The 24425-nt window shown below is 65.9% G+C and carries 25 protein-coding genes and 1 tRNA gene; 12 read left to right on the top strand and 14 right to left on the bottom strand.

Going from position 1 to position 24425, the window contains the following annotated elements:
- Positions 1-15 precede the first annotated feature (15 nt).
- The 4 genes from CSW57_RS08255 to CSW57_RS08270 all read right to left on the bottom strand — a co-directional run bounded on the left by CSW57_RS08255 (position 16) and on the right by CSW57_RS08270 (position 3257).
- Entirely contained in the window at positions 16-846 is an 831-nt protein-coding gene (locus tag CSW57_RS08255; RefSeq protein WP_099382324.1) for an SCO1664 family protein, read from the bottom strand.
- A 6-nt stretch (positions 847-852) separates the two neighbouring features.
- Positions 853-1518 carry a DUF3090 domain-containing protein gene (locus tag CSW57_RS08260; protein ID WP_099382325.1) on the bottom strand — a complete coding sequence of 222 codons (666 nt, stop codon included), beginning with the start codon at positions 1516-1518 and terminating at the stop codon, positions 853-855.
- A gap of 95 nt (positions 1519-1613) precedes the next feature.
- Positions 1614-2333 (bottom strand): histidine phosphatase family protein, encoded by a 720-nt coding sequence (locus CSW57_RS08265; protein WP_099382326.1) that lies wholly within the window; start codon positions 2331-2333, stop codon positions 1614-1616.
- A gap of 81 nt (positions 2334-2414) precedes the next feature.
- Positions 2415-3257, bottom strand: a complete 843-nt coding sequence (locus CSW57_RS08270; RefSeq protein WP_099382482.1) for an undecaprenyl-diphosphate phosphatase — start codon at positions 3255-3257, stop codon at positions 2415-2417.
- Positions 3258-3357: 100 nt separating this feature from the next.
- Here CSW57_RS08270 and CSW57_RS08275 point away from each other — a divergent pair, with 100 nt between their 5' ends.
- The 3 genes from CSW57_RS08275 to CSW57_RS08285 are packed head-to-tail and all read left to right on the top strand — an operon-like array spanning position 3358 to position 5756.
- Positions 3358-4380 (top strand): YncE family protein, encoded by a 1023-nt coding sequence (locus tag CSW57_RS08275; RefSeq protein ID WP_099382327.1) that lies wholly within the window; start codon positions 3358-3360, stop codon positions 4378-4380.
- Between the two features lie 54 nt (positions 4381-4434).
- The gene (locus CSW57_RS08280) at positions 4435-4650 is read left to right on the top strand and encodes a DUF5703 family protein (RefSeq protein ID WP_099382328.1); all 216 of its coding nucleotides are present in this window, start codon (positions 4435-4437) and stop codon (positions 4648-4650) included.
- 20 nt (positions 4651-4670) lie between these two features.
- Positions 4671-5756 (top strand): quinone-dependent dihydroorotate dehydrogenase, encoded by a 1086-nt coding sequence (locus CSW57_RS08285; RefSeq protein ID WP_099382483.1) that lies wholly within the window; start codon positions 4671-4673, stop codon positions 5754-5756.
- Here the strand turns inward: CSW57_RS08285 and CSW57_RS08290 are convergent.
- The 3 genes from CSW57_RS08290 to CSW57_RS08300 all read right to left on the bottom strand — a co-directional run bounded on the left by CSW57_RS08290 (position 5753) and on the right by CSW57_RS08300 (position 8577).
- Positions 5753-6295: a YbhB/YbcL family Raf kinase inhibitor-like protein gene (locus CSW57_RS08290; RefSeq protein WP_023959291.1), complete on the bottom strand. Its 543-nt coding sequence runs from the start codon at positions 6293-6295 to the stop codon at positions 5753-5755. The two genes, CSW57_RS08285 and CSW57_RS08290, sit on opposite strands and share 4 nt — an antisense overlap.
- A 48-nt stretch (positions 6296-6343) precedes the next feature.
- A complete protein-coding gene (locus CSW57_RS08295; RefSeq protein ID WP_099382329.1) occupies positions 6344-7687 on the bottom strand; it encodes a M20/M25/M40 family metallo-hydrolase in 1344 nt (447 codons plus the stop codon).
- 65 nt (positions 7688-7752) lie between these two features.
- A complete protein-coding gene (locus tag CSW57_RS08300; RefSeq protein WP_099382330.1) occupies positions 7753-8577 on the bottom strand; it encodes an MBL fold metallo-hydrolase in 825 nt (274 codons plus the stop codon).
- A gap of 137 nt (positions 8578-8714) precedes the next feature.
- On the opposite strand from CSW57_RS08300, the gene CSW57_RS08305 reads away from it, so the two are divergent.
- From CSW57_RS08305 to CSW57_RS08320, 4 genes are all read left to right on the top strand, one after another.
- Positions 8715-8800: transfer RNA gene (locus tag CSW57_RS08305), tRNA-Leu, on the top strand.
- Positions 8801-8888: 88 nt separating this feature from the next.
- Positions 8889-9455: a hypothetical protein gene (locus tag CSW57_RS08310; RefSeq protein ID WP_189339176.1), complete on the top strand. Its 567-nt coding sequence runs from the start codon at positions 8889-8891 to the stop codon at positions 9453-9455.
- 76 nt (positions 9456-9531) lie between these two features.
- The gene (locus tag CSW57_RS08315; protein ID WP_099382331.1) at positions 9532-10959 is read left to right on the top strand and encodes an SDR family oxidoreductase; all 1428 of its coding nucleotides are present in this window, start codon (positions 9532-9534) and stop codon (positions 10957-10959) included.
- A gap of 74 nt (positions 10960-11033) precedes the next feature.
- Entirely contained in the window at positions 11034-11441 is a 408-nt protein-coding gene (locus CSW57_RS08320; RefSeq protein WP_099382484.1) for a DinB family protein, read from the top strand.
- Here the strand turns inward: CSW57_RS08320 and CSW57_RS08325 are convergent.
- Positions 11432-12439: an oxygenase MpaB family protein gene (locus CSW57_RS08325; protein WP_099382332.1), complete on the bottom strand. Its 1008-nt coding sequence runs from the start codon at positions 12437-12439 to the stop codon at positions 11432-11434. The genes CSW57_RS08320 and CSW57_RS08325 overlap by 10 nt on opposite strands.
- A 113-nt stretch (positions 12440-12552) precedes the next feature.
- On the opposite strand from CSW57_RS08325, the gene CSW57_RS08330 reads away from it, so the two are divergent.
- Positions 12553-13593, top strand: coding sequence for a nucleoside hydrolase (locus CSW57_RS08330; protein ID WP_099382333.1), 1041 nt, complete (start codon positions 12553-12555; stop codon positions 13591-13593).
- Here CSW57_RS08330 and meaB read toward each other — a convergent pair.
- The 3 genes from meaB to CSW57_RS08345 are packed head-to-tail and all read right to left on the bottom strand — an operon-like array spanning position 13590 to position 18751.
- Positions 13590-14576 (bottom strand): methylmalonyl Co-A mutase-associated GTPase MeaB, encoded by a 987-nt coding sequence (gene meaB, locus CSW57_RS08335; RefSeq protein WP_099382334.1) that lies wholly within the window; start codon positions 14574-14576, stop codon positions 13590-13592. The genes CSW57_RS08330 and meaB overlap by 4 nt on opposite strands.
- 13 nt (positions 14577-14589) lie before the next feature.
- Positions 14590-16866 (bottom strand): methylmalonyl-CoA mutase, encoded by a 2277-nt coding sequence (gene scpA / locus CSW57_RS08340; RefSeq protein WP_099382335.1) that lies wholly within the window; start codon positions 16864-16866, stop codon positions 14590-14592.
- Position 16867: 1 nt separating this feature from the next.
- Positions 16868-18751 (bottom strand): methylmalonyl-CoA mutase subunit beta, encoded by a 1884-nt coding sequence (locus tag CSW57_RS08345; protein WP_099382336.1) that lies wholly within the window; start codon positions 18749-18751, stop codon positions 16868-16870.
- Positions 18752-18915: 164 nt separating this feature from the next.
- Here CSW57_RS08345 and CSW57_RS08350 point away from each other — a divergent pair, with 164 nt between their 5' ends.
- The 3 genes from CSW57_RS08350 to CSW57_RS08360 all read left to right on the top strand — a co-directional run bounded on the left by CSW57_RS08350 (position 18916) and on the right by CSW57_RS08360 (position 20934).
- The gene (locus CSW57_RS08350) at positions 18916-19701 is read left to right on the top strand and encodes a TVP38/TMEM64 family protein (protein WP_223249123.1); all 786 of its coding nucleotides are present in this window, start codon (positions 18916-18918) and stop codon (positions 19699-19701) included.
- Positions 19702-19783: 82 nt separating this feature from the next.
- Positions 19784-20365, top strand: a complete 582-nt coding sequence (locus CSW57_RS08355; protein WP_062798094.1) for a hypothetical protein — start codon at positions 19784-19786, stop codon at positions 20363-20365.
- Complete coding sequence (locus CSW57_RS08360) at positions 20362-20934, top strand: hypothetical protein (RefSeq protein ID WP_099382338.1); 573 nt, start codon at positions 20362-20364, stop codon at positions 20932-20934. The genes CSW57_RS08355 and CSW57_RS08360 overlap by 4 nt, the downstream gene beginning before the upstream one ends.
- A gap of 9 nt (positions 20935-20943) precedes the next feature.
- Here the strand turns inward: CSW57_RS08360 and CSW57_RS08365 are convergent, their stop codons facing one another.
- From CSW57_RS08365 to CSW57_RS08375, 3 genes are read right to left on the bottom strand one after another with little or no spacing between them, the layout of a single operon-like run.
- Positions 20944-22155: an SPFH domain-containing protein gene (locus tag CSW57_RS08365; protein WP_099382339.1), complete on the bottom strand. Its 1212-nt coding sequence runs from the start codon at positions 22153-22155 to the stop codon at positions 20944-20946.
- Positions 22152-22580 (bottom strand): NfeD family protein, encoded by a 429-nt coding sequence (locus CSW57_RS08370; protein WP_099382340.1) that lies wholly within the window; start codon positions 22578-22580, stop codon positions 22152-22154. The genes CSW57_RS08365 and CSW57_RS08370 overlap by 4 nt, the downstream gene beginning before the upstream one ends.
- Before the next feature lie 39 nt (positions 22581-22619).
- On the bottom strand, positions 22620-23477 hold the full coding sequence (locus CSW57_RS08375) for a DUF3097 domain-containing protein (protein WP_370623924.1): 858 nt from the start codon (positions 23475-23477) through the stop codon (positions 22620-22622).
- Between the two features lie 118 nt (positions 23478-23595).
- On the opposite strand from CSW57_RS08375, the gene CSW57_RS08380 reads away from it, so the two are divergent.
- A complete protein-coding gene (locus CSW57_RS08380) occupies positions 23596-24423 on the top strand; it encodes a hypothetical protein (protein WP_099382341.1) in 828 nt (275 codons plus the stop codon).
- Positions 24424-24425 lie beyond the last annotated feature (2 nt).

A 24425-nucleotide genomic window follows, 5' to 3' on the forward strand; every position in this document is an offset into this window, starting at 1 on the left:
GCACGGCGACGGCGCTCAGAACGCCGGCCAGGGAATCGGCCTGGATCTGTTGGCGTCCGGCATCACCGGGTCACCGAGCATGACGGCCGCACGCATGGCCAGGGCCTCGATCTCGGCTGCGGTGATGAGCCCGCGGAGCTTTTCCTGAAGCGGTGAGGGTTTCTCTCGCAGCGCGTCGAGCAGGCCGCCGACGTCCTCGAGGAGGTGCGCCGGGATGTTCTCGCCTGCCCAGCCCCACAGGACCGTGCGGAGTTTGTCGTCGCTGTGCAGGCAGATGCCGTGATCGACGCCGTACACCTGACCGTCGAGGCCTTCGAGGACGTGCCCGCCCTTGCGGTCGGCGTTGTTGATCAGCACGTCGAGTACGGCCATCCGTTGTAGGCGCGGGTCGTCGGCATGCACGAGCACCACGTCCTCACCCCGGGCATCGATGGCCGACAAGATCACTTTCCAGCCCTCTGGCACCAGATCCGGCGAGCAGAGGTCGACCACGTCGAGCCGCGTGGGCAGTCCGTCGCTGGGCTCGGGGGTGTCGATCCAGCGCTGCACCATCCCGGGACCGAAGGGGCCGTCGCGCAGCAGCGTCACCGGGATCACCGACCATCCCAACGCCTCGGACACCAGATACGACGCGACCTCGCGGCCGGCCAGCGTTCCGTCGGGAAAGTCCCACAGCGGTTGTTCGCCCCGCACCGGCTTGTAGACGCAACGGACCGAGGTCTCCCCGACCACTGCATCGCACACGAGAGTGGCGTTGCTGGCGGACCGGATCTGCCCGATCAGTTCGAGGTCGCCCTCGGTGAGCACCTCTGCCACATCGACGGGATTCTCACTGGGTGCTGCCACCGTGGACTACCGACTCGGCTCGTCGCCGGAGGCGGGCCCGGGTTCGTCGCCGGGGTCGTCGTCCTCGATGCCCTCGAGGAGATCTGGATCGATGAACTCGAGCGAGGGGCCGAACTCGGTATCTCGGCGGTACCCGTTGGTGCGGACGCAAATATGCCCGGCGTTGTCGAGCGGTTCGCCACAGAGCGGGCAGGGTTCGCGTCCGGCAGAGATGACGCGGCTCGAGCGGGTCGCGAACTCACGCGCGGCGCCGGTGCTGAGGAACACGCGGACGGCATCCGGGCCGTCCTCGGTGTCGTCGAGCACCACACTCTCGTCGAACTCACCTTCGGTGATGGCCAGGAGTTCTACCACCACGGCCTCGGATTCAGAGTCCCAGCCGAGTCCCATCGTGCCGACCCGGAATTCGGCATCGACCGGCATGACGAGGGGGCTGAGGTCTTCGACCCGGGACAGTTCCGCGGGCAGTGGCGTGCCGAAGCGGCGGTGCACTTCTTCGAGCAACGCGCCGATTCGGTCGGCGAGTATCTGGACCTGCTGCTTCTCGAGCATCACGCTGATCACGCGTGTCTCGTGGACAGCTTGTAGATAGAAGGTCCGGTCGCCCGGTTGGCCCACCGTTCCGGCGATGAAACGGTCGGGACTACGGAAGACGTGTATCGCTCTGGCCATGGCACCTCCCTTTTCCGAGTTCGATTATCCCCATTTGATGGCGGTTCGCCCACGACACGAGATCGCCGCAGGATGCGGCCCACGCGCCGTGGCGGTCAGGTGCCCGTCGAGCCACCCACCACCGCCTCGTCGGACTGTGCTTCGCCGGAGTCGGGGGATTTCTGTTCCGCGGCTTCGCTCGGTTTCGGCGCGCTCGGGATCGGCGGCAGCATTGAAGTGCAGTTCACCGCGTGTACGTACGGCCTGGCCAGGCTGTACCGGATCACACTCACCGACGCCGGTTCGACCACGATTCGCTGGAATGCGTCGAGATGCATGCCCATCGCGTCGGCCAGTACCGCTTTGATGACGTCGCCGTGCGTGCACGCGATCCACACACCGGCGCCGTCCTCTCCAGCGAATCTGGCGTCCAGTTCGCGAACCGCCGCCACCGCGCGTGACTGCACCTGCGCGAGCCCCTCCCCGCCCGGGAAGATGGCCGCGGACGGTTGTTGCTGGACCACACGCCACAGCGGTTCGGACAGCAGCTCCTTGATCGGCCGCCCCGACCACTGGCCGTAGTCGACCTCGACGAGCCTGTCCTCGACGATCTCGGGGCAGCCGAAGTGCTCGACGAGTGGCGCCACGGTCTGCTCACAACGCTGCAGGGGGGATCGGACGACGGCGGCGAGTCCGCTGAGCCCGCCCAATCGATCGATCAGTGCGGCGGCCTGGCTGCGGCCGTGGTCGTCGAGGTTCACACCTTCGGTACGACCGGCCAGGACCCCGGATGTGTTGGCCGTCGATCGACCATGGCGAAGCAGAATGACCGTCACACGAATCAGCTTAGGCGGACGAGGGCACTGCGCCCGGTTGTGGACGCAGCGCCGAACAGGAACGGATCCTGTTCAGGTGACTCAGGTGGCACTGATCGCCCCACCGGCAAGCAGGCCCATGACGACCAGTCCGAGGATGACCCGGTACGCGACAAACCAGTTCAGCGAGTGGTTGGCGACGAACTTCAGCAGCCAGGCGATGGAGGCGAAGCCGATGGCGAAGGCTACGAGGGTGGCGACCAGCAGCTGTGGTCCACTCGCCTGCATGCCGTCGCCACTCGGGCTGAATGCATCCGGCAGGCTGAACAGCCCCGACGCGGTCACGGCCGGGATGGCCAGCAGGAAGGAGAAGCGCACGGCGGCTTCCCGCTCGAGGCCCAGGAACAGTCCGGCGCTCGAGGTGGCACCGGAACGCGAGACACCGGGGATCAGAGCCAGGCACTGCGCGAAGCCCATGACAAGACCGTCGCGCCGGGTGAGTTGTTCGATCGGTCGTTTCTTGGCGCCGTACCGTTCGGCCAGAAAAATCACCAGCGAGAAGACGATGAGCATGGTGGCGATCAGCCACAGGTTGCGTGCGCCAGTGCGGATCTGGTCTTTGAACAAGAAGCCGAGGACGCCGATCGGAATGGTGGCGATGATCACATACCAGCCGATCCGATAGTCGAGACCCCGGTCTTCTGGCCGGCGCAGGCCGCGGAACCACGCCGCGATGATGCGGACGATGTCCCGGGCGAAATAGACCAGCACCGCGGCCTCGGTGCCGAGCTGGGTCACGGCGGTGAACGACGCGCCGGCATCGTCGCCGAACCACACCTCCGAGACGATGCGCAGGTGGCCGGAGGACGATACGGGCAGAAATTCGGTCAGGCCTTGCACGGCACCCAGGACGATCGACTGGGCCCAGCTCATCGAGTCGGTCACGGCAGCCGATGCTACGGGACAAGCGGCCCCACACCTGTCGAGCGACGCGCACTCCCCCCGGCCGTCCATGCCCCGGTCGTCGACGAGCAAGATGGTTCCCATGAATGTGCGCGGCAGAGGCCTGATCGTGGCAATGGTGGTCGCGGCACTCGTGGTGACGGGTTGCTCGGATTCGGAAGAGACCCCGGACGTCCCGACGATCACCCCGCAGACCCCGATTGCCGCACCCGCGGCGGATGGGTCCGAACGGCCCGCAGGTGTTGTCGTACCGGTACCCGGAGCCGGGACTGCACTGGCGTTCTGCCCGAGCACTTCCCAGCTCGCGCTGCTGTCCGACGACGGGCGGACGATTCTTTTCTACCCCACCGCCGGCCTGGCACCCGGGAGTGCGCCTGCTCGCACAGTCACGTTGCCCGACAGGGCATCTGGGTTCGGGATGTTCAGTGGCGGGAAGCTGCAGGTGCTTGTGGCCGACGCGATGTTGACCGTCGATTCGGCAGACGGCGCGATCACGACCACCGACGTGCCGGGCACCCCGGTGTCGTCGTTGTTGAGCTCAACCGGGGAGACCTTCATCGGTACCGAGGGCGGTGAGATTCTCCGTGTGGACGCCCGAGGCGCGGTCATCGGGACGATCGACGGACTCGTCCGGGCGGATGCACTCGCCGAACACGACGGCCAGGTGGTTGTTCTCGACCGTGCCCAGTCGTCGGTGACCGAACTCGACTTGGCGGATGACGACCTCGGGGTCGCAATCCGTGCGGGTGACGGTGCGACAAATCTCACGGTCGATCACTTCGGCCGGTTCCTGACCACCGACACCCGCGGAGGCGAGTTGCTGGCGTTCAACGGCGACCCGTTGGTCAACAAGTTCCGCTATCCGGTGGCCTTCGGACCGTACGCCGTAGACTACGACGACACCCACAACCTGGCGTGGGTGAGCACCACCGGAAACAACAAGGTCGCCGCCTACGAGTTGTCCACCGGGACACCGGTTCAGCAACGCCAGTTCCAGACAGTCGGGCAGGCGAACTCGATGGTGGTGGACCCGAAGACGGGAACGGTGTATCTGCTCTCGGCCCGTGGTGAGGGTCTGCAGATCATCAACCCCGACCAGCAGTGAGGTGACTTTCGATTGGCAGGTAAGCGCAACCGCGGATTCCCGCGGGAATGGGATATGTCGGCAGACGACTACGAATACATCCCGCTGCGCCTCCCGCCCGACGTGACGCGGGTGACGGCATCGATGCAGTTGTCGATCCAGGCGGAGTTCGGGGGATGGGAGCTGTCGCGGGTGCGGTTGTATTCGGACGGTAGCCGCAAGGTCCTGCTCCGTAGGCGCAGGCCACGGCTGGCGCCCACCGACCTGCCCGACACCGGGTTGAGCGCGTGATCGAGTCGCTCTATCGGCGGCTGTATCCGCTGCTCCTCACACTGATGTTCCGTGTACCGGCAGAGCGGATCCACCGCGTCGCGGCGGCGATCATCATCTTGGTCGGCCGGGTCAAACCGCTCCGCCTCCTTGCCGGTCGCGTCTTGACGACCCAGGATCCGGTCCTGAGGTCGCGCGTCTTCGGGATCGACTTCCCCGCGCCGCTCGGACTGGCCGCGGGATTCGACAAGAACGCGGAGGCGATCGACGCCTGGGGCGCACTCGGTTTCGGATTCGCAGAGATCGGTACGGTCACCGGCGCCGCTCAGCCCGGAAACCCGGGTCCGCGGCTGTTCCGTCTGCCCGCCGACCGTGCGCTGATCAACCGGATGGGGTTCAACAATCATGGGGCGGGCGCGGCCGCCAACCTGCTCCGACAACGTAAGACGACAACGACGATGGTGCCCATCGGTGCCAACATCGGCAAGACCAAGGTTGTCGCGGCCGAAGATGCTGTGGACGACTACCTCATCAGCGCTCGTCTCCTCGGACCGCTGGCGGACTTCCTCGTGGTGAACGTCAGTTCGCCAAACACGCCGGGGCTGAGGGATCTTCAGGCCGTGGCCTCCCTGCGTCCGCTGCTCGCCGCGGTACAGGAGTCGGTGGACATTCCGGTGCTGGTGAAGATCGCTCCCGACCTCGCCGACGACGACATCGACGAAATCGCGGACCTGGCAGTCGAGTTGGGGCTGGCGGGCATCGTCTGCACCAACACCACCATCAGCCGGGACGGGTTGGTCACCCCTGCGCATGAGGTCGAGGCGATGGGCGCAGGCGGGTTGTCGGGCGCTCCGCTCGCAGACCGGTCACTCGAGGTCCTACGCCGACTGCACGTGCGGGTGGGCGGCAGGTTGACTCTGGTCAGCGTCGGCGGTATCGAAACCGCGGATCAGGCCTGGGAGCGCATCCGGGCCGGTGCCTCGCTGATCCAGGGTTACACCGGTTTCATCTACGGCGGTCCGTTGTGGGCCAAGCACATTCATCAAGGACTGGCCGAGAGGGTGCGCGCTGCCGGGTACACCTCGATAGCCGAGGCGGTCGGCAGCGCGGCACCCCGGTCCGACTAGTCTCCGGCCGGCTGCTCGTACGTGCCGTGAATTACGGCACGTCCGATCGCGTGGCTGAACAGATTGAATCCGAGGTAGGCCGGTGTCGCACCATCGGGCAGTCCGAGGCTCTCGACATCCACTGCGTGCACCACGACGAAGTACCGGTGCGGGCCGTGCCCGGGTGGCGGGGCGGCGCCGATGAACCGCGGCGCCGAGGCGTCGTTGTCGAGGGTCACGGCTCCGGACGGGAGGGACCCGTCGGCGCCATCACCGACGCCGGCGTCGAGCGACGTGACCGACGCCGGGATGTCCGCGACTGCCCAATGCCAGAATCCCGAGGCGGTGGGAGCATCCGGGTCGTAGACGGTGACCGCGAAGCTCTTGGTGTCCTCTGGGAAGCCGGACCAGCTGAGCTGAGGCGAGACGTCCTCGCCGCCGGCTCCCATGATTCCGGAGACCTGCGCTTTGCCGAGCGGTGCGCCGTCGGTGATGCTCTCGGATGTCAGGGTGAAACCGGGCAGGTGAGGTAGTGCGTCGTACGGGTTGTAACTCGACATGTCGTTCGCGTCCTTTCCGTAGGGGTCAATCCTTGGAGCGTGCGGCCATCAGCTGTGGAGCAAGAAGTGCTCGAGGACATCGGTACCGAACAGAACCGACTCCACCGGTACCCGCTCGTCGATCCCATGAAACAGCGCGGCGAAATCGAGGTCGGTCGGCAGTTTCAGCGGGGCGAAGCCGAAACACCGGATACCAAGGCGTGCAAAGGCTTTGGCGTCGGTGCCGCCGGACAGCATGTACGGCACGGTGCGGCCTTCGGGATCGTGTGCCAAGATCGCGTCATTCATCGCATCGACGAGGTCGCCGTCGAACGTGGTCTCGTACGAGTCGAGTTTCGTGACCCATTCCCTGGTGACCTGTGGCCCGATGAGGGCGTCCACCTCAGCTTCGAAGGCAGCCTGGCGGCCAGGTAAGACCCGGCAGTCCACCACGGCGGTGGCTTTCTGCGGAATGACGTTTGCCTTGTACCCGGCTTCGAGCATCGTGGGGTTGGCCGTGTCCCGCAGGGTGGCTCCGATGATCCGGGCGATCGAGCCGATCTTGAACAGGGCGGTTTCCAGATCCGGTGTGTCCGGGTGCAGTTCGAGCCCGGACTCCTCCGACACCGCGGCCAAGAACTGCGACACCGATTCGGTCATCACCAACGGGAACGTGTGCCTGCCCAACCTCGCAACAGCTTCGGACAAGATCGTGACGGCGTTGTCGTCGTGCAGAAACGATCCGTGGCCGGCTGTTGCGGTTGCCGTCAGCCGCATCCAGGCGATTCCTTTTTCTGCAGTCTCGACGAGATACAGGCGCTTTTGTCCGCCGTCGGGCCGGTCGACGGTGAGAGAGAAGCCGCCGACCTCACCGACGGCTTCGGTGACCCCTTCGAAGAGATCGGGCCGGTGCTCCACCAGCCAGTGCGAACCCCACTTGCCGCCGGCCTCTTCGTCGGCGAGAAAGGCGAACACGATGTCGCGAGGAGGAACGGTGCCGTCGCGTTTGAACTGCCGGGCAAGGGCCAACGCCATTCCCACCATGTCCTTCATGTCGACCGCGCCCCTGCCCCAGATATAGCCGTCCTCGACAGACCCGGAGAACGGATGGACGCTCCAATCGGCAGGCTCGGCCGGTACGACATCAAGATGGGTGTGCAGCAACAACTTGCCTCGGGTGGAGTCGCTGCCCGGCAGGGTGGCGAAGACGTTGCCCCGGCCGGGCTGGCCGGATTCGACATACTCGGTCCGGTAGCCCACGTCCTCGAGTTGTTGCTGCACCCAGCGGGCACATTCTTCCTCGCCCTTGGTGGTCTCGAGCTCACCGGTGTTGCTGGTGTCGAAGCGGATCAGCCTGCTGACCAGGCCGACAACCTCATCGGTTGCGGTGGGAGTGTCGGTGTCGGGGCTCACCTGCTCATTCCTATCATCCCGACGACGTTCGGACCGGGCGCTCAGCGGAGTCGACGACTCCAGCGTCAGGTCAGATGGTCGAAATCACCCCGCACCCAACCGATGTGGCGTTGAGCCGAGTGCTGGACGGCAGCTGCGGCGTCGGCGGCGATGAACTCGGCGAAGTTTCCGTACAGGCGATCGAATCGGAACCGCCCGAGGTCTCGGGCCAACCGGTCCACCACCGCCGCCGACAGCGGGATGCGGTTCGGATAGCTCCGCATGTAGGACACCGTGGCCCGGTCGGGATTGGGCAGAACGGTGTCGCCGGAAAGGAGCACGCCGCGACCCTGCGCTCCGGCGTCCCAATGCGCCACGGCGCTGCCCGGAAAGTGCCCGCCCGATTGCGCGAGTGTGACACCCGGCAGGATTTCGAGGTCACCGCTCCAGGATTCGATGACCGGATCTGTCCGGGCCAACCACTCCAGATCGGCGTCGGCCACCAGTACCGGTACCCGCCCCAGTGCATGGCTCCACTCCACCTGGACACCGAACATGTGCGGATGACTGGCCACGATGGCCACCACATCTCCCCGGTCGCGTACCGCGGCAACCGACTGCTCATCGATGAAACCGAGGGGGTCCCACAACAGGCTTCCGGCCTGGGTGCGCAGCAACTTGCTCCGCTGACCGATCCCGACTCCCGGCACGGCGCGCAGCTCGTGGAGCCCGGGTTCGAGTTCATTGATCTCGACGTGATGACCTTCCGCCGTCAACTCGGCGAGAGTGGCCCACTGTTGTCCGCCTGGCGGTACGTATTGGCGCTCGTCGGCACATATCCGGCATGTCTGTGGTCGCCTACTGCCGTGCTCCACGGCGCAGGTACGGCAGATCACCGTGTCCAGGTCCATGAGACAGATTGTTAGCACCTTGCCCGCATCGGTAGAGGAGAATCGTCTCGAGATGGTCGTGTCCTGGGGATTTGGGTTGCAGGCCGGCAGTCGGCTAATGTTATCCGGCGCTGGCAGGTTGACTGCCGGCGTGACTGGTCCGAGTGGCGGAATGGCAGACGCGCTAGCTTGAGGTGCTAGTGCCCTATTAACGGGCGTGGGGGTTCAAGTCCCCCCTCGGACACACTTTGCCGGTACAGCGTGATGCTGCACCTGGTTGTCGATCGAAAAGCACCTGTCGGCGCACTCGCGCACGGCCTACTGTGCTGGGCATGGATCAATCCGCTTTTTATGGCGTCGTGGCGGCCACCAATTTCACCCTGCTGGGCCTCTGGTGGGTGGCGGTCAAAGACCGGGACGATCTCACCGGCCGAGACGGACGCGGTAGCAACATGGCGTATCTCGTCTCGCTGCAGTTCGTGGTCGCGGCCGCGGTGTCGTTGTTTGCCCAGGTGGCCCCGGAGATCACTGCTGTGTGGCGCACCGGATTCTCGATCGCCGGACTCATCGGTGCAATCGGGATCGCGATGCTTGCGGTCCAGTTCCGCACCCACACCGACGCGAAGGTGATGCCGTGGGTACTCGGGGGTGCGGGTGTGCCGCTGTATGTCTTGGTGTTTGTCGTCGCACTGTTCCCCGACGTCGTCGGTGCGATGAACCTGAGCCTGTCCCCCATCGAGGTCGAAGGACTGCTGCTGTCGATCATCGTGGTCCTCGGTGTCCAGGAGGCCTGGTTCGTCTCGATGACGCCACCGCGCGTGTCAGCGGCCGACGAACGAATTGGAGAGGCGAGCCCCACCGGCAGCACTTCACCTGCAGCTGCGCCAACCGGACGCTGACTGCCACGCTAGGCCGCGATGGTGAGCGCGGATCGTGGCGGTTAGGGTGGTCGACCGGGCGCACTACAATACTCGGGTGCACGCCGACCCCATCGATCCTGCCGACCTGGCGGTCTTCCACCGTGTCCTGGACCAGGTGACCGAACTCGACGCAGATCATCCTGATTCGATCACGGTGCAGCGGGCCGTGGCCTTGATGTTCAAGCGGGCCAAACGGCGCCGCAAGAAGCAGGCTCATCAGACCCGACTCGACGCCGACCGGAAGGTGCTGGCGGCCACCGCGACCGGTTCGCCGGACCGCATCGACGACGAGACCGCGGGTCTACCGCTGACGGGCGCGCCCGGTAGCACCGCCGGAACGCTCATCCGCCCCCAGCCGTGCTACATCTGCAAGCAGGACTACACCCGGGTCGACGCGTTCCACCATCAACTCTGCCCACGATGCGCGGCCGCCAACCGCGACAAACGCAACCAGCACGCCGACCTGAGCGGCCGCCGCGCGCTTCTCACCGGTGGCAGGGCAAAGATCGGCATGTACATCGCGCTGATGCTGCTCCGCGACGGTGCCGACCTCACCATCACCACCCGGTTCCCCAAGGACGCCGCCCGGCGATTCGCCCGGCAGCCGGACGCCGACGAGTGGCTGCACCGCCTGAGCATCGTCGGTATCGACCTCCGCGATCCCGCACAGGTGACAGCGTTGGCGGATTCGGTTGCGGCACAAGGGCCTCTCGACATCCTCATCAACAACGCCGCACAGACTGTCCGGCGCACCGCCGGCGCGTACAGTTCGCTCGCCGACGCCGAACGAGCACCGCTCACCGGCCCCGCGGCAGCGGTACCGGTGCTGACAATGGGCGACAGCAGTGAGCTGCATCCACAGTCGCTCGCCTCAGGTGGCGATTCGGACTCGGCGGCCAAGGCGCTCGCCTCCCTGGCCATGACTGCGGGATCTGCAGCGCCCGCACGCATCGCCGACGGGACCGCCATCGACGCGGGCGGATTGCTGCCCGACCTGGTCGACAGCAACAGCTGGGTGGAGACCGTCGACCAGGTGGACCCGCTGGAGTTGCTGGAAGTCCAGCTGTGCAACAGCGTGGCCCCATTCATCCTGCTGTCACGACTCACCCCGGCCCTTCGTGCATCGACGGCACGACGCAAGTATGTGGTGAACGTGTCGGCGATGGAAGGCATCTTCTCGCGTGGCTACAAGGGGCCCGGTCATCCTCACACCAACATGGCGAAGGCGGCACTGAACATGTTGACGCGCACGAGTGCCGGCGACCTATACGAGGACGGGATCCTGGTGACCGCCGTCGACACCGGGTGGATCACCGACGAACGGCCGCACACCAGCAAGATCCGACTGGCGGAGGAGGGCTTCCGTGCTCCCCTCGACCTCGTCGACGGAGCGGCCCGGGTGTACGACCCGGTGGTGCAGGGCGAAGCCGGTATCGACCTGTACGGCTGTTTTCTCAAAGACTTCGAGCCGTACCCGTGGTGACGTCGCGGCAAGACGACGCCGAAAGTCGTTTGGCTGAAGCCACTCTGGCGATCACCGGCGAGAGTCTGTCATCGATGACGGAGATCCTCACGGGCCTGGGAGACGAGCTGTCCAACACCAGGCCGGATCTGCCGGGCGCCAACAGTCCCTACGCCATCGTGTTCCACTGTGTCGGCGTGATCGAGCACTGGGCGGGCTCGGTGATCGCCGGCCTGAAGATCCCGCGGGACCGCGCCGCCGAGTTCACTGCCACCGGGCGGGTCGATGAGCTGATCACACGGGTCGATGATGTTCGTGCGCGTCTGCCCGAGTGGGTGGATGTCGCACTACGCGAAGGGATTCGCGAGCGGACCGTCGTCGGTTCCACTCGTCCGGAGGCCGCAACCGCCACCCCGGAGTGGGTGTTGACGCACGTGGTGCGCGAGCTGGCCCAGCACCTCGGCCAGCTCGAACTCACACGCGACGTCCTTCGTCAGGCGTGACTCTTGCCCACTTTGTATGCGGCACCGCCGGTTTCGCGTTTCTTCATCGCCTGGATGGCGGCGTGGTGGCGGCGGGCGTGGTACGCCAGCGGGAAGTAGGTCAGACGCTCGGGCAGCACCCTGTACGAACCACGGATCACGGTGTGCATCCGCTCGAGGTCACGCTGCTCGCGGTCACTCCACGTGAGGCCGAGAATTTCGCGAACGCGTGGATCCATCACCCCGACCGTGGTCAGGTAGTTCAGGTTCTGAACCGGTGACATGGCGAACTTGGCGGCCTTCTTCGCCGCCGGTCGCAGCGCGGCCGGAACGGAGTCGGGAATCGGGGGCGCTTCGCGCATCTGACCGATCAGCTCCAGCGCGACCTTGTGCGCGACCAGCTTGTTGTTGACGAAGTCTTCGTAGTACTCGCCGAACTCCTCGATCGTGGTCGGGTAGCCCTTCATCGGCACCTGCACGATCTTGGCTATCCGACGATTGTCGCGGAAGATCTCCTGCTTCTCCTCGGCGTTGAACTCCCGGCCGATCAGAAGTGGTCCGGCCTTGATCGTCGTGGGATACGCGGTGGCGATGACCCATTGATACGCCTCGGGATTGAGTGCGCTGATGTGTTTGCCCTGCGAGTTCTTCATCTGCAGCGGCTGGTGCATCCGGCGCAGTCTCTTGCCTTCTTCGATCGCCTCCTGTCCGCCGTAGATCCAGCGGAGAACAGAATCCACCGACCGGATCGCACGCCCGGCCGGGTCGGTGCGGAACACCGAATACTTGTCCACCACATCGCCGATCACCGGAAGCATCACCTGCATCACGAAAGCCGCACCGTTGACCGGCAGGAATGTGAAGTGTCCGGTCAACTCTGCAGTGATCGAGTCCGGCGGGATCAGCTCGATGTCGCCGTCGATGTTGTTGATCAGGGAATCTTCGCCCTCGCCGGGCGCAGCGATTCGGGGACGTGCCGGCGCGGCAGTGTTGGTCGAAACGGACTCGGCAATCGTCATCGGAAACCTTCCATCGGGAAACGATCGTGATCAGATTAGCACCAAAACGAGAACACGTGACAGTTCCGGAGCACTTTCTCTGGACCATTCCGGCCATCCACTAGGGTCATCAGGTGGTTACAGTCCCCTTGATCTTCGATTGCGACACGGGTATCGACGACTCGCTGGCCCTGCTCTACCTGCTCGCCCATCCGGCCGCAGACCTGCGGGCTGTCCTGTCGACCGGGGGCAATGTGCCGACGGATGTGGTGTGTGGGAACAACCTGGCGTGGCTCGAACTGTGCGGCCGGGACGACATCGAGGTGTGTCTCGGCGCGTCAGGTCCACTCACCGGCTCTCTGATGACCACCGAGGACACCCACGGACCGCTCGGGGTCGGTTACGCGCATTTGCCGGCGCCCACGTCGTCCCCCTCCCACCGCGATGCGGCCGACGCCTGGATCGAACTCAGCGAAGAACATTCGGGTGAGCTCGTCGGACTCGTCACCGGCCCCCTGACCAATCTTGCGCTGGCCATCCGACGCGACCCGGCGCTGCCGACCCGACTTCGGCGGCTGGTCATCATGGGCGGGACGTTCCATCACCCCGGCAACACGACGCCCACGTCCGAATGGAACATCGCCGTGGATCCGGAGGCAGCCAAGGAGGTCTTCGCGGCGTTCGGTATCGATGGTGCCCCACGGCCGATCATCTGCCCACTCGATCTCACCGAGACGATCCGGATGACGCCGGACCACCTGGGCCGCTTGGCCGCGCTTGCCGAGTCCAGTCCCGTCGAACAGCCAGGACCCGATGACGAACAGGGGGTCCGGTCGGTTGCGAGCAATGTCGTCATCCGGCATCTGGTCGACGCCGTCCGGTTCTACTTCGAGTTCCACGAGGCCCACGCCGAGGGATACATCTGCCACATGCACGACCCGTTCGCGGCCGCTGTTGCGCTTGATCCTGCTGTCGCACGTACCCGGCCGGCGTGCGTGGACGTGGAGACCGAGGGTGCTCTCACACGTGGGACGACCATTGCCGACGAACGGCAGTTCTGGGGTCGGGAGAACAACGCGGACATCGCGGACGCAACCGATCCCGAACTGTTCTTCGACGCGCTCATCGAACGCGTGGCGGCGTTTGCGGTGACGGTGCAGCAGTTGCACGACTAGCCGTCGAACGCCTCGACGATCCTGGTCGCGGCCAGCGCAGGCGTCAGGGTGCCTGCCCGTACGTCTTCCTCGACACGGCCGCGGATCCCCCGTACTGCCTCGCTCGAGTCCAGTCGGCGGAGCAACTGGTCGGTGACCATCGACCACATCCAGTTGACCTGCTGTTTGTTGCGCCGAGCCTGGAACTCCCCCGCTTGCTCGAGCACGTCCTTGTGCTTGAGGACCGTCTCCCAGAACTCCCGGACCCCGACATTCTCCATCGCACTCATGGTGAGCACCGGAGGCCGCCAGAGGGCGTCATGTGGCGACAGCAGTCGGAGCGCACCCTGGAGTTCTTTTGCGGCACTGCGCGCCTCGCGTTGGTGCTTGCCGTCGGCCTTGTTCACCACCACGATGTCGGCGAGTTCGAGCACGCCTTTCTTGATGCCCTGCAACGAATCTCCCGTGCGGGCGAGGGTGAGGAAGCAGAAGACGTCGACCATGTTCGCCACGGTCACCTCCGACTGGCCGACACCGACGGTCTCCACCAGGACGACGTCGAAGCCCGCGGCCTCGAGCAGCACGATGGTCTCGCGAGTGGCCTTGGCGACACCGCCGAGCGTCCCCGATGTCGGTGACGGCCGGATGTAGGCGTTCGGGTTCACCGACAGCCGACCCATCCTGGTCTTGTCGCCGAGAATCGACCCGCCTGTGCGTGTCGACGACGGGTCGACCGCCAGCACCGCGACCTTGTGGCCCTGCTCGATGAGGTGCATGCCCAGCGCTTCGATCGTGGTGGACTTGCCGACTCCCGGCACACCGGTGATGCCGACACGATACGAATCGCCGGAGTCGGGGCCCAGCGCCAGGAGCAACTCTTGCGCCTGCGCCCGGTGATCGGCCCTCGTCGACTCGACCAGAGTGATGGCTCGAGCAAGATCGGGCCGTTTGTCTGCGCGGATGGCGTCGGCCAACTGCGCCAGATCCAGCGGTGGTCTGGCCATACCTATGAGTGCCTCAAGACGGCAGCTCGTGCCCCAGTTCGGCGGCCAGCTTCGTGATCAGCTCGACCGCCGAGTCGGCGATGACCGTTCCCGGCGGGAAGATGGCAGCGGCGCCTGCGTCATAGAGCTCCTGGAAATCCCCCGGCGGGATCACCCCACCGACCACGATCATGATGTCGTCTCGACCGACCTTGGCCAGCGCGTCGCGCAGCGCCGGCACCAGGGTCAGGTGGCCCGCGGCCAGCGACGAGACCCCCACGACGTGAACGTCGTTGTCGGCCGCCTGCTGAGCGACCTCGTCGGGGGTCTGGAACAGGGGGCCCACGTCGACGTCGAATCCGAGGTCGGCGAACGCGGTGGCGATGACCTTCTGGCCGCGGTCATGGCCGTCCTGCCCCATCTTCGCGACCAGCACGCGGGGACGACGCCCCTCGGCCTCGGCGAACTTCTCGACGATGTCGATCGCCGCGTCGATGTTGCTCACCTGTCCGGCCTCATGTCGGTACACCCCACTGATCGTGCGGATCTCTGCCTGATGGCGACCGTAGACCTTCTCGAGCGCTTCGGAGATCTCACCCACGGTCGCCTGATGCCGCGCCGCCTCGATCGCCAGCGCCATCAAGTTGTTGTCCATGCCGCCCTGGTCGTCGGCGGCGGCGCGGGTGAGGTTTGCCAGCGCAGCCTCTACCGCGTCGGAATCCCGGTTCGCGCGAAGCGTCTTGAGCTTCTCGAGCTGTTCTCCGCGCACCTTGGAGTTCTCGACCTTGAGGACCTCGACCTCCTGGTCCTCGTCTACCTGGTATTTGTTGATGCCGATGACGGGCTGCTGACCCGAATCGATCCGTGCCTGGGTGCGGGCGGCCGCCTCCTCGATCCGGAGCTTCGGGATGCCCTCGTTGATGGCCTGGGCCATCCCGCCTGCCTCTTCGACCTCGGCGATGTGCGCGCGGGCCTTGTTGGCCAACTCATGCGTGAGCCATTCCACGTAATTCGAGCCCGCCCATGGGTCGATCGGTCGGGTGGTACCCGACTCCTGCTGCAGCAGGAGCTGAGTGTTGCGCGCGATCCGGGCCGAGAAGTCCGTGGGCAGCGCAAGGGCCTCGTCGAGGGCGTTGGTGTGTAGCGACTGGGTGTGGCCCTGCGTGGCGGCCATCGCCTCGATGCACGTCCTGGCCACGTTGTTGAATGCGTCCTGCGCCGTCAACGACCAGCCCGACGTTTGCGAATGTGTGCGCAGCGACAGCGATTTGGCGTTCTTCGGATCGAACTTCGCGACCAGCTCACTCCAGATCAGCCGGGCGGCCCGAAGTTTGGCGACCTCCATGAAGAAGTTCATCCCGATGCCCCAGAAGAAGGAGAGGCGCGGTGCGAACTTGTCCACGTCGAGGCCGGCTTCCATGCCCGCCCGGATGTACTCGACACCGTCGGCGAGGGTGTATGCCAGCTCGAGATCGGCTGTGGCCCCGGCCTCCTGGATGTGGTAGCCGGAAATGGAGATCGAGTTGAAGCGCGGCATCTTGGTGCTGGTGTACTCGAAGATGTTCGAGATGATGCGCATCGACGGTTTCGGCGGATAGATGTAGGTGTTGCGCACCATGAACTCTTTGAGGATGTCGTTCTGGATGGTCCCGGCCAGCTTCTCCGGGGGCACACCCTGTTCCTCCGCGGCCACCACGTACAGCGCCAGGATCGGGAGTACGGCGCCGTTCATGGTCATCGACACCGACACCGACCCCAGATCGATACCGTCGAACAACTGACGCATGTCGAGGATGGAGTCGATCGCCACGCCCGCCATCCCGACATCACCGGCCACACGTGGATGGTCGGAGTCGTAACCGCGGTGGGTGGCCAGGTCGAAGGCGACCGACAGGCCCTTCTGGCCGGCAGCGAGGTTGCGGCGGTAAAAGGCATTGGACTCTGCGGCGGTCGAGAATCCCGCGTACTGCCGGATGGTCCACGGCTGGTTCACATACATCGTCGGGTACGGCCCGCGAAGATACGGAACCGCACCGGGCACGGTGTCCAGCGGATAGGGATGCTCGCCGTCGGTGGTGATGGCATCACGGTCCGACCGGGTGTACAACGGGCGGACGTCGATCTGCTCTGGGGTGGTCCACGTGACCTGCTCGGTCGAATAGCCGTGTGCCTGAGCGAGATCGGCCACGAGTCGATCGCTGTCGCCCGGCGCGGCGACCGCGGCCTCTCCCGTCAGGGGGACGTCGGCGAAACTGTCCGGTACCGACTGCCCGGACGGAGCGGTGGTCGCCTTGTTCTGAGTACTGGTCATGTCAGCTCTCCGCCTCGATCGTGTCCAGCAGTTCTGTCAGTGTCGAGATCGCGTCGATCCCGATCTGCAGGTACCCGTCCGGCGCGTTCTGCTCATCAGTCCACGCCTTGGCCGGCCCGGCGAGCAGGACGGTGTGGAATCCGGCCTCGCGAGCGGCCGCGAGGGCGCCTGCGCCGTCGCTCTCGTAGCGCGGGTTGGCCGCGCACAGGACCGCGACAACCGGATCTCCGGACGTCGCTCTGGCGGCAGCGATGGCGTCGGCGGTCAGCGGTCCCGGATTGACCGACTCGATGCCGCCGGCCGCCAGCAGGTTCGCGATGAACGTCGTACGGGCGTTGTGTTCGGCGACCGACCCGAGTGGGAGCAACATGGCGATCGGTCGTTTTCCGTGGGATGCGAGAAACGCATCGGAACGATCACGCAGTCGCTCGAACGGCCGGGCGGTGCGGGCCAGATTCGGCGCTGCGGTGGGCAGGTCGACGAAGTCGGCCGAACCTGGTGTGGTGAGCGGCTTCTCGGCCAGGTTGGGGAACTCGTTGATGCCGGTGAGCGAGGTGGTCCGGTGGGCGACGGCCTCGTCTCGGGCGGCCAGGGAGATGGAGACCTGCTCGCCGATCCACCCGTCGTCGAGGGCCTTCTGGTACCCGCCCTTGGCCTCGATCTCCTGGAACAGTGCCCATGCCGATGCAGCGAGGTCGTCGGTGAGTGACTCGACGAACCATGCACCACCCGCGGGGTCGAGCACCTTGGCCACGTTCGACTCCTCGATGAGGAGCAGCTGGGTGTTGCGTGCCATCCGGCGGGAGAAGCTCGGGCTGGTGGTTCGGTCTGCCGGTGGCAGCGCCACGTCGAAGGGCAGCACCGTGATCTGATCGGCACCGCCGACTCCCGCGCCGAAGGTGGCCGTGGTCACCCGGAGCATGTTGACCCAGGGATCACGCTGACTCATCATGCTCAGCGCGGTCACCCCGTGGGTCACCGCTCCCCCGGCCTCAGGTGCTCCGCTGACCTCGGCGACCCGTCCCCAGAGGCGGCGGATCGCGCGGAACTTGGCCACCGTTCCGAACTGGTCGTCGGTGGCCGACAGGGCGAACGTCAGTTGGTTCAGGGCCTTGTCGACAGCCAGTCCGGCCGCGGTGAGGGCCCTCAGGTACTCGACGCCGGCAGCGGTGACCAAGGCGAGTTCCTGCACGTCGGTGGCGCCGCCGAGGGCGAAGTCGGTGCCGTCCACGCGGATGGACCGCACGGCCGCGCCGGCCGATGCCGCCACCCCGATCGCATCGGCGAGTGCAACCGCCGGACGCCCGGAGAACGCGGCAGTCAGCGGTGCCAGGCCGTAGGAGCTGACCGTGCCGACCGTCGCGGAGCCCGGGAGGAGTGGCTGGAGGACCTGCGCGGCTTCGATGCCCGCGGCACCGGCGTCGAGTGTGACCGGAACCAGATCGAGGTAGACACCGTCGAGAACGGCGGCGAGATCCTTCGGGGCGATGGCAGAGTCACCGACCGTCAGCCACAGCCCGCTGGCCCCGTTGTTCAGCGCCTCCAGAATTGCCTGGTTCAGGGCCGCCGGATCCTGGGGCTCGCCGACCGGGTCGCCGAAGCGCTCGGTGACACGCCACCCCATGTTGACGTCCCGGACTCGGTCGCTTCCTCGGACGAAGGGGTAGGACCCGGGCAACCCGGGCTCGTCGAGTTCGTCGCGCCGCGTGTAGAGCGGCTTGATGGTCAACGCATCCGGGGTGGTGGTCGACAAGAGCGTCTCTGGGGTGTCGCGCAGATCGGCGACGTCGACGCGCTTGGACTTCGCGAGCACCTGTGCGGCGGAGTCGGACCATTGCTGGTAACTGGACTCCAGGTCGTGGAGGTCTGGTCGGGTATCCGGCATTCGGCGTGAGCCCTTCGATCTGCTTGTGACGTCGTGATCTCTATCGCATCTTGAGGTGAATCGACAGTATCCGATCGAACGCTCGGCCCGGTACGGGGAGTCGTTGCCCGAACAGTGGCGTCGCGCACATCTTTGCGACTTTTTTCGCCCGTATCCTTGAGACCGTGAAATTCAGTGGCCGGCTCACCGGGCGAACCGCGGTGATCCGGGCGCTCGGCGGACTGGTGGTGGTGCTCGCCGTCCTGCTCGGCGCCTACCTGATCCCCTTGCCCTCGGTGGGCAGGCTGCGGGACTGGGCCGACTCCTTTGGGCCGAACTTCGTCTGGATCTTTTTCGTGGGCTATGCCGTCATCGCGATCGGACCCGTACCGCGCTCGGCGTTCACGGCAGCATCCGGTTTGCTGTTCGGTCCGCTGGTGGGTTTCGTCGGTGCGATGCTGGCCACCACATTCGCGGCTTTGATGGCTTTTGTACTGGTCAGGCGCTTGGGAAGAGAACGTATCCGGCCCTACCTACGCCACCCGGTCGCGCGGTCGGTGGAGCTGCGCATGGAACGCCGGGGATGGCTTGCGGTCGGATCGCTCCGACTGATCGCCGCGTTTCCGTTCTCTGTCACCAACTATGTCGCAGCTCTGTCTGCCATCAAGTTCGTGCCTTATGCGCTCGCCACGGTGATCGGTGTCGCACCGGGTACAGCAGCCGTGGTGATCCTCGGCAATGCTCTCGCGGGAGACGGCGATCCGGTCATGCTGGCATTGTCGGCGGGCCTGTTCAGCCTCGGCGTCTTCGGTCTGATCCTCGACACGAGGCTGTCGGTGAGGGAACCCGCCGATGGCGATGCGGAGAACACCGACAAGCCTGCAGATGAACTCTCGAACCGTGCTGGTCGAGCGAAGGTTGCCCCGGCGTCACGGGTGAGTCCACCGAGGGCCGCCGACCGACAAGTCTGAGAGCGGAATTCCTTGAAGTAAAGGCTGCTGGCTTGATACCCTCCGATCAAGGTTATGTACTTGATAACGGACGGGATGCCCGATGTACGTCGTCACCATCGACCAACGGCACAGCCGACGAGAAGCCGACCGGGTACCCCACGCGCTGCAGTCGCTGACCCACATCCCGGTCATCCGCCCATTCGATCGAACCGCGGGAGATGAGTTCCAGGCGGTACTCGACGACCCCGCCGCAGTCATCGACACAGTGCTCACCCTCGCCGAAGAGGGTGGGTGGAGTATCGGGGTCGGGATCGGCACCGTGGAACTCCCGTTGCCATCCATCACTCGCGCCGGGCGGGGGCCCGCGTTCGAACGCGCACGGGACGCGGTCAACGCCGCGAAGACCAATCCTTACAGCGTCGCCCTCGTGGGGCCGGACCCGACGCCCTGCACCTACGCCCAGACCGGGCTTCGGTTGCTGGTCCGCACGGTCGCCGGACGGTCGGATGCCGGACACGCCGCGGCTCGCCAGATGCGTTCGGGACAGACTCAGTCGGTGGCTGCTGCCACACTCGGGATCACCCCGCAGGCGCTGTCGCAGCGATTGCGTGCCGCGGACTGGTACATCGAGGAGGAGACGCGTTTGCTGGCCATACATCTACTGCAGTCGGCACATTCATGATCATCGCTGCGCTTGTCCTGCTCGGGGTCACCGCTGTGCTGCCACTGATCCTTGCTGCAGCGCCGATCGGACATCGGACCGGTCCGAACCTCATCGCCGCGGTGGCCACGCCCCTGGCTCTCGGCGGGGTGGCGGTGCTCGCCCTGCTCGCGGACCGGGCCTCGGGCGCGGCCGCGGTGATCACCCACTGCCTCACCGTTCTGGCCGCGGTCACCGGCGGCACCTTGCTGGTTCGCGGCGCCTTGCTGCTCGGGGGTATAGAACCGTGGCAACTGGACACCCGGCCACCGGAACCGGAGCCGGCCGGCTCCGGAGGTGCACCGGAACCACCAGCGCCGACGCCACTGCGAGGAGGCCGCGTCATCGGATACCTGGAGCGAATCGCGGTGGTGGCGGCACTGGGTCTGCGATGGCCCGAGGCGATAGCAATAGTGCTGGCGGTCAAGGGACTCGGTCGCTACCCGGAACTCCGCGAACCGGGCGCCGCCGAACAGTTCATCATCGGGACGTTGGCATCGGTGCTGTGGGCTGCTGCGGTGGCCGGCACCGGATATCTACTGTTGCACTGAGATCTTGAACTACTGCTCAACCCTGCCGGGGTCGATTGCCGGCGTCTGCCAGCCGGGTTGGTCCGGGGCCCCGGCCTGATCGATGCCCGGATCCGTGCGCGGACGGGCCAGCAGCGGATCGTCATCGACCGGCTTGCGGGCCACTGCCTCAGCCTCGGCCACGGCCTGGGCCACCTTGGGATCGGCTGCGGTTTCGAACCAGCTGGACATGTCGGTGTCGTCCGGCTGGGCGCTGCCGTCGTCGGCGGCCGGCTCGTACCGGAACACCCCGTCATCGGACTGGACACCGAATGATCTCGCGAATCCCTGTAGCGCCGAGCCGAAGTCACTCGGGACCACCCACACCTTGCTGGCTTCGCCCTTGGCCATCTCCGGTAGTTGCTGGAGGTACTGGTAGGCCAGCAGTTCCGGTGTCGGTTTTGCGGCTTTGATCGCGGCAAAGACCTTCTGGATCGACTTGGCTTCACCTTCGGCACGGAGGTACGTGGCGGCGCGATCGCCTTGCGCCTGCAGGATCCGTGACTGCCGTTCGCCCTCGGCGGTCAGGATCGCCGCCGCCTTGGCGCCTTCGGCGTAGAGGATCTGACTCTGCTTGTTGCCCTCGGCGGTCTTGATCGCCGATTCCCGCTGACCTTCCGCGGTCAGGATCGTTGCCCGCTTCTCACGATCTGCCTTCATCTGTTTTTCCATCGACTCCTGGATGGACGGCGGCGGGAGGATGCTCTTGAGTTCGACCCGGGCGACGCGCAGGCCCCATCGACTGGTGGCCTCGTCGAGCACTCCACGCAGCTGAGCGTTGATGGAGTCCCGTGAGGTCAGGGTCTCTTCGAGCGTCATCCCACCGACGACGTTGCGCAGCGTCGTGGTGGCCAACTGTTCGACGCCGACGATGTAGTCGTTGATCTCGTACACCGCCGCCTGCGGCACGGTGACCTGGAAATACACGACGGTGTCGATCAGAACGGTCAGGTTGTCCTCGGTGATGACGGGTTGCGGGGCAAACGACACCACGCGTTCTCGCAGGTCGATCCGGGCACGGATGCGGTCGACGAACGGCACCAGCAATGTCAGCTGACCGGACACCGTTTTGGTGTAGCGGCCAAGGCGTTCGATCACCGCCGCCTCGGCCTGAGGGATGAGTGCGATGGACTTGACGAGGATCACCCCGACCACCAGCACGAGGACGGCGATGATGATGAGTCCGATTATCACGGCGTTCATCCTTTCCACACGACGGCGGTCGGACCGTCGATCTCGAGTACCGTCACCGATTCGCCCTCGGCGAAGTGGTCACCGGGAGTGGCTGAGCGGGCCGACCAGACCTCGCCGCCGAACTTGACCTGTCCACTACGTTCGTCCACCGGTGTGATCACCAGGGCTTGTCGGCCCACGAGTGCTTCGGTGTTGGTGGCAAGGCGGGGGCGGGTGAACATGTGCCTGCGTGCGACCGGGCGTACGGCGAAGAGCAGGAGCAACGACACCACTGCGAACACCACCCCGTCCACCCACAGCGGGGGGTCGAGCACCGCGCTGACACCCGCCGCCGAGAGCGCACCACCGGCGAGCATGAGCAGGATCAGATCACCGCTGAGGGTCTCGGCGCCGATCAGGATCAATCCGGCGACCAACCACAGGAGTGCGCCCATTTCTCCAGTCTGCCATGCTCACGACCGGTCGGTGCGGCTCTAGGATTCGATGGCGGTGACGAAGTCGATCAGCTCTTCCACCGCGCGGATGAGCGGCACCTCGACGTCCCGAAAGCTCGACACCGAGCTGTTCACCTTCCGCCAGCCGTCACGTGGCGAACCCCAGCCCAGTTCGTTGCACACCCCTGTCTTCCAGTCGATGCCGCGCGGGATCTTCGGCCACGCACTGATGCCGACCGCTGCCGGTTTCACCGCCTCCCACACATCGATGTAGGGATGCCCGCAGACCAGCACATGCGGACCGACACGTTCGGTGAGCCGCGATTCCTTCGACCCGGCGACGAGGTGGTCGACCAGGACGCCCGCCCGTCGGGTCGGTCCAGGCTCGAACTCGGCGAGGGCTTCATCCAGATTGTCGAGGCCGTCGAGGCTGGCGACCACCACACCTTCCACCCGCAGGTCGTCGCCCCAGATGCGTTCCATCAACGCAGCGTCGTGCACACCTTCGACGAACAATCTGCTGGCGCGGGCCACCCGGGCTCTCCTGCTGACCGGGGCAACGGAACCCGAGGCCGTGCGGGCCGGCGCCCCAGGCGCTTTTCGAACGGGTTTGACCAGGGTCACCGGTGACCCATCGATGAGGAATGCCGCGGGGCGCAAGGCAAAGATCCGGGTCGATCCTCGCCGGTCTTCCAACCGCACGAACTCCCCGTCGTAACTGCGTTCGAAACCGACCACCGCGCCGCAGAATCCGCTGGCGGCGTCCTCGACGACCAGGTCCCGTTCGGCCGTCACCTCGGGAACCGCCGGGCGAGTGGGCCGCCGGGGCTCGGAGAGTACATCGCGACCGTAACGATCCGGGACTCGGCGATGTGGTCCAGTGCTGTTCACCGCCACCACGTTAGGGCCCGTTCCGGGCGCATTCCGCCAGGCACGCCGCGTACTCGTTTTCGGCGCTAAAGTGGCCGGGTGAACGGGCTGAGCGTGGCTCGCACAACAGCAACCAGGAAGCACGATGACTGACGCGGATTTCGACTACCCGACTGACACGCAGGGCGTGAGCAGCGCTCTGGGTGCGTGGGGTGCAGCCTGGCAGTCGGGTCGATGCTCCCCCGACGACGTGCTCGATGTGCTCGGCTGGTGGAGCGCGCGACATCGTGTACTGGCTGCTGATGCCATTGCAGCGCAATCGCTTTCGCTCGACCCCCGAGGCGAGGAGAGCGACGCCCTGCTGAGGCTCGTTCGAGGTGGAAGCTCGGCGCAGGGGCTGGCGGTACTCCTCGTGGCTCCCGGCGACATGCTCGGTCTGCCGCCTCGCGGACCGATCACCAACGCAGCACTCGAATCTGGTGAACTCCTTGTCGTCCCCGGGAAGTACGCCCTCGTCCCCCGCCGGCTCGACCGGTACACGATCGGCTGGGGCGTGCACACCGTCGAGACGGCGATGATCCCCGTCATCCATTCCCTCGGCGCCGTCGAATACGACCTACGCGAGGGTATCCGCTCTGCAGCCGACCTTCTGGACGGTTTGCGGATGCCGCGGTCCACAGCAACGGACTCATCGACCGACCCACGCAAGAAGGTCGCAGAACTGACCCGGATGGCGGCTCAGCAGTTGCCTCCGGGGGTCAATGCGCGCGCGGAACGCATCCTCGAACAGGCGGCACACGTGGCGGCCATTCTCTCCGTGGCGCAGCAGGCGGCCCCGGATTTCGGCTACAGCGTCGGCGAACAGCACACCGGCGATTCAGCCCTCCGCGATCTCGCCCGCACCGTCCGGGTGGCCCGGATGAGTGCGACCAATGCGGTGATCTCAGAGTTGTTGTCGAACAACCGGGTCTGAGG

This window comes from Williamsia muralis (assembly GCF_002735905.1).
GTDB lineage: Bacteria > Actinomycetota > Actinomycetes > Mycobacteriales > Mycobacteriaceae > Williamsia > Williamsia muralis_A.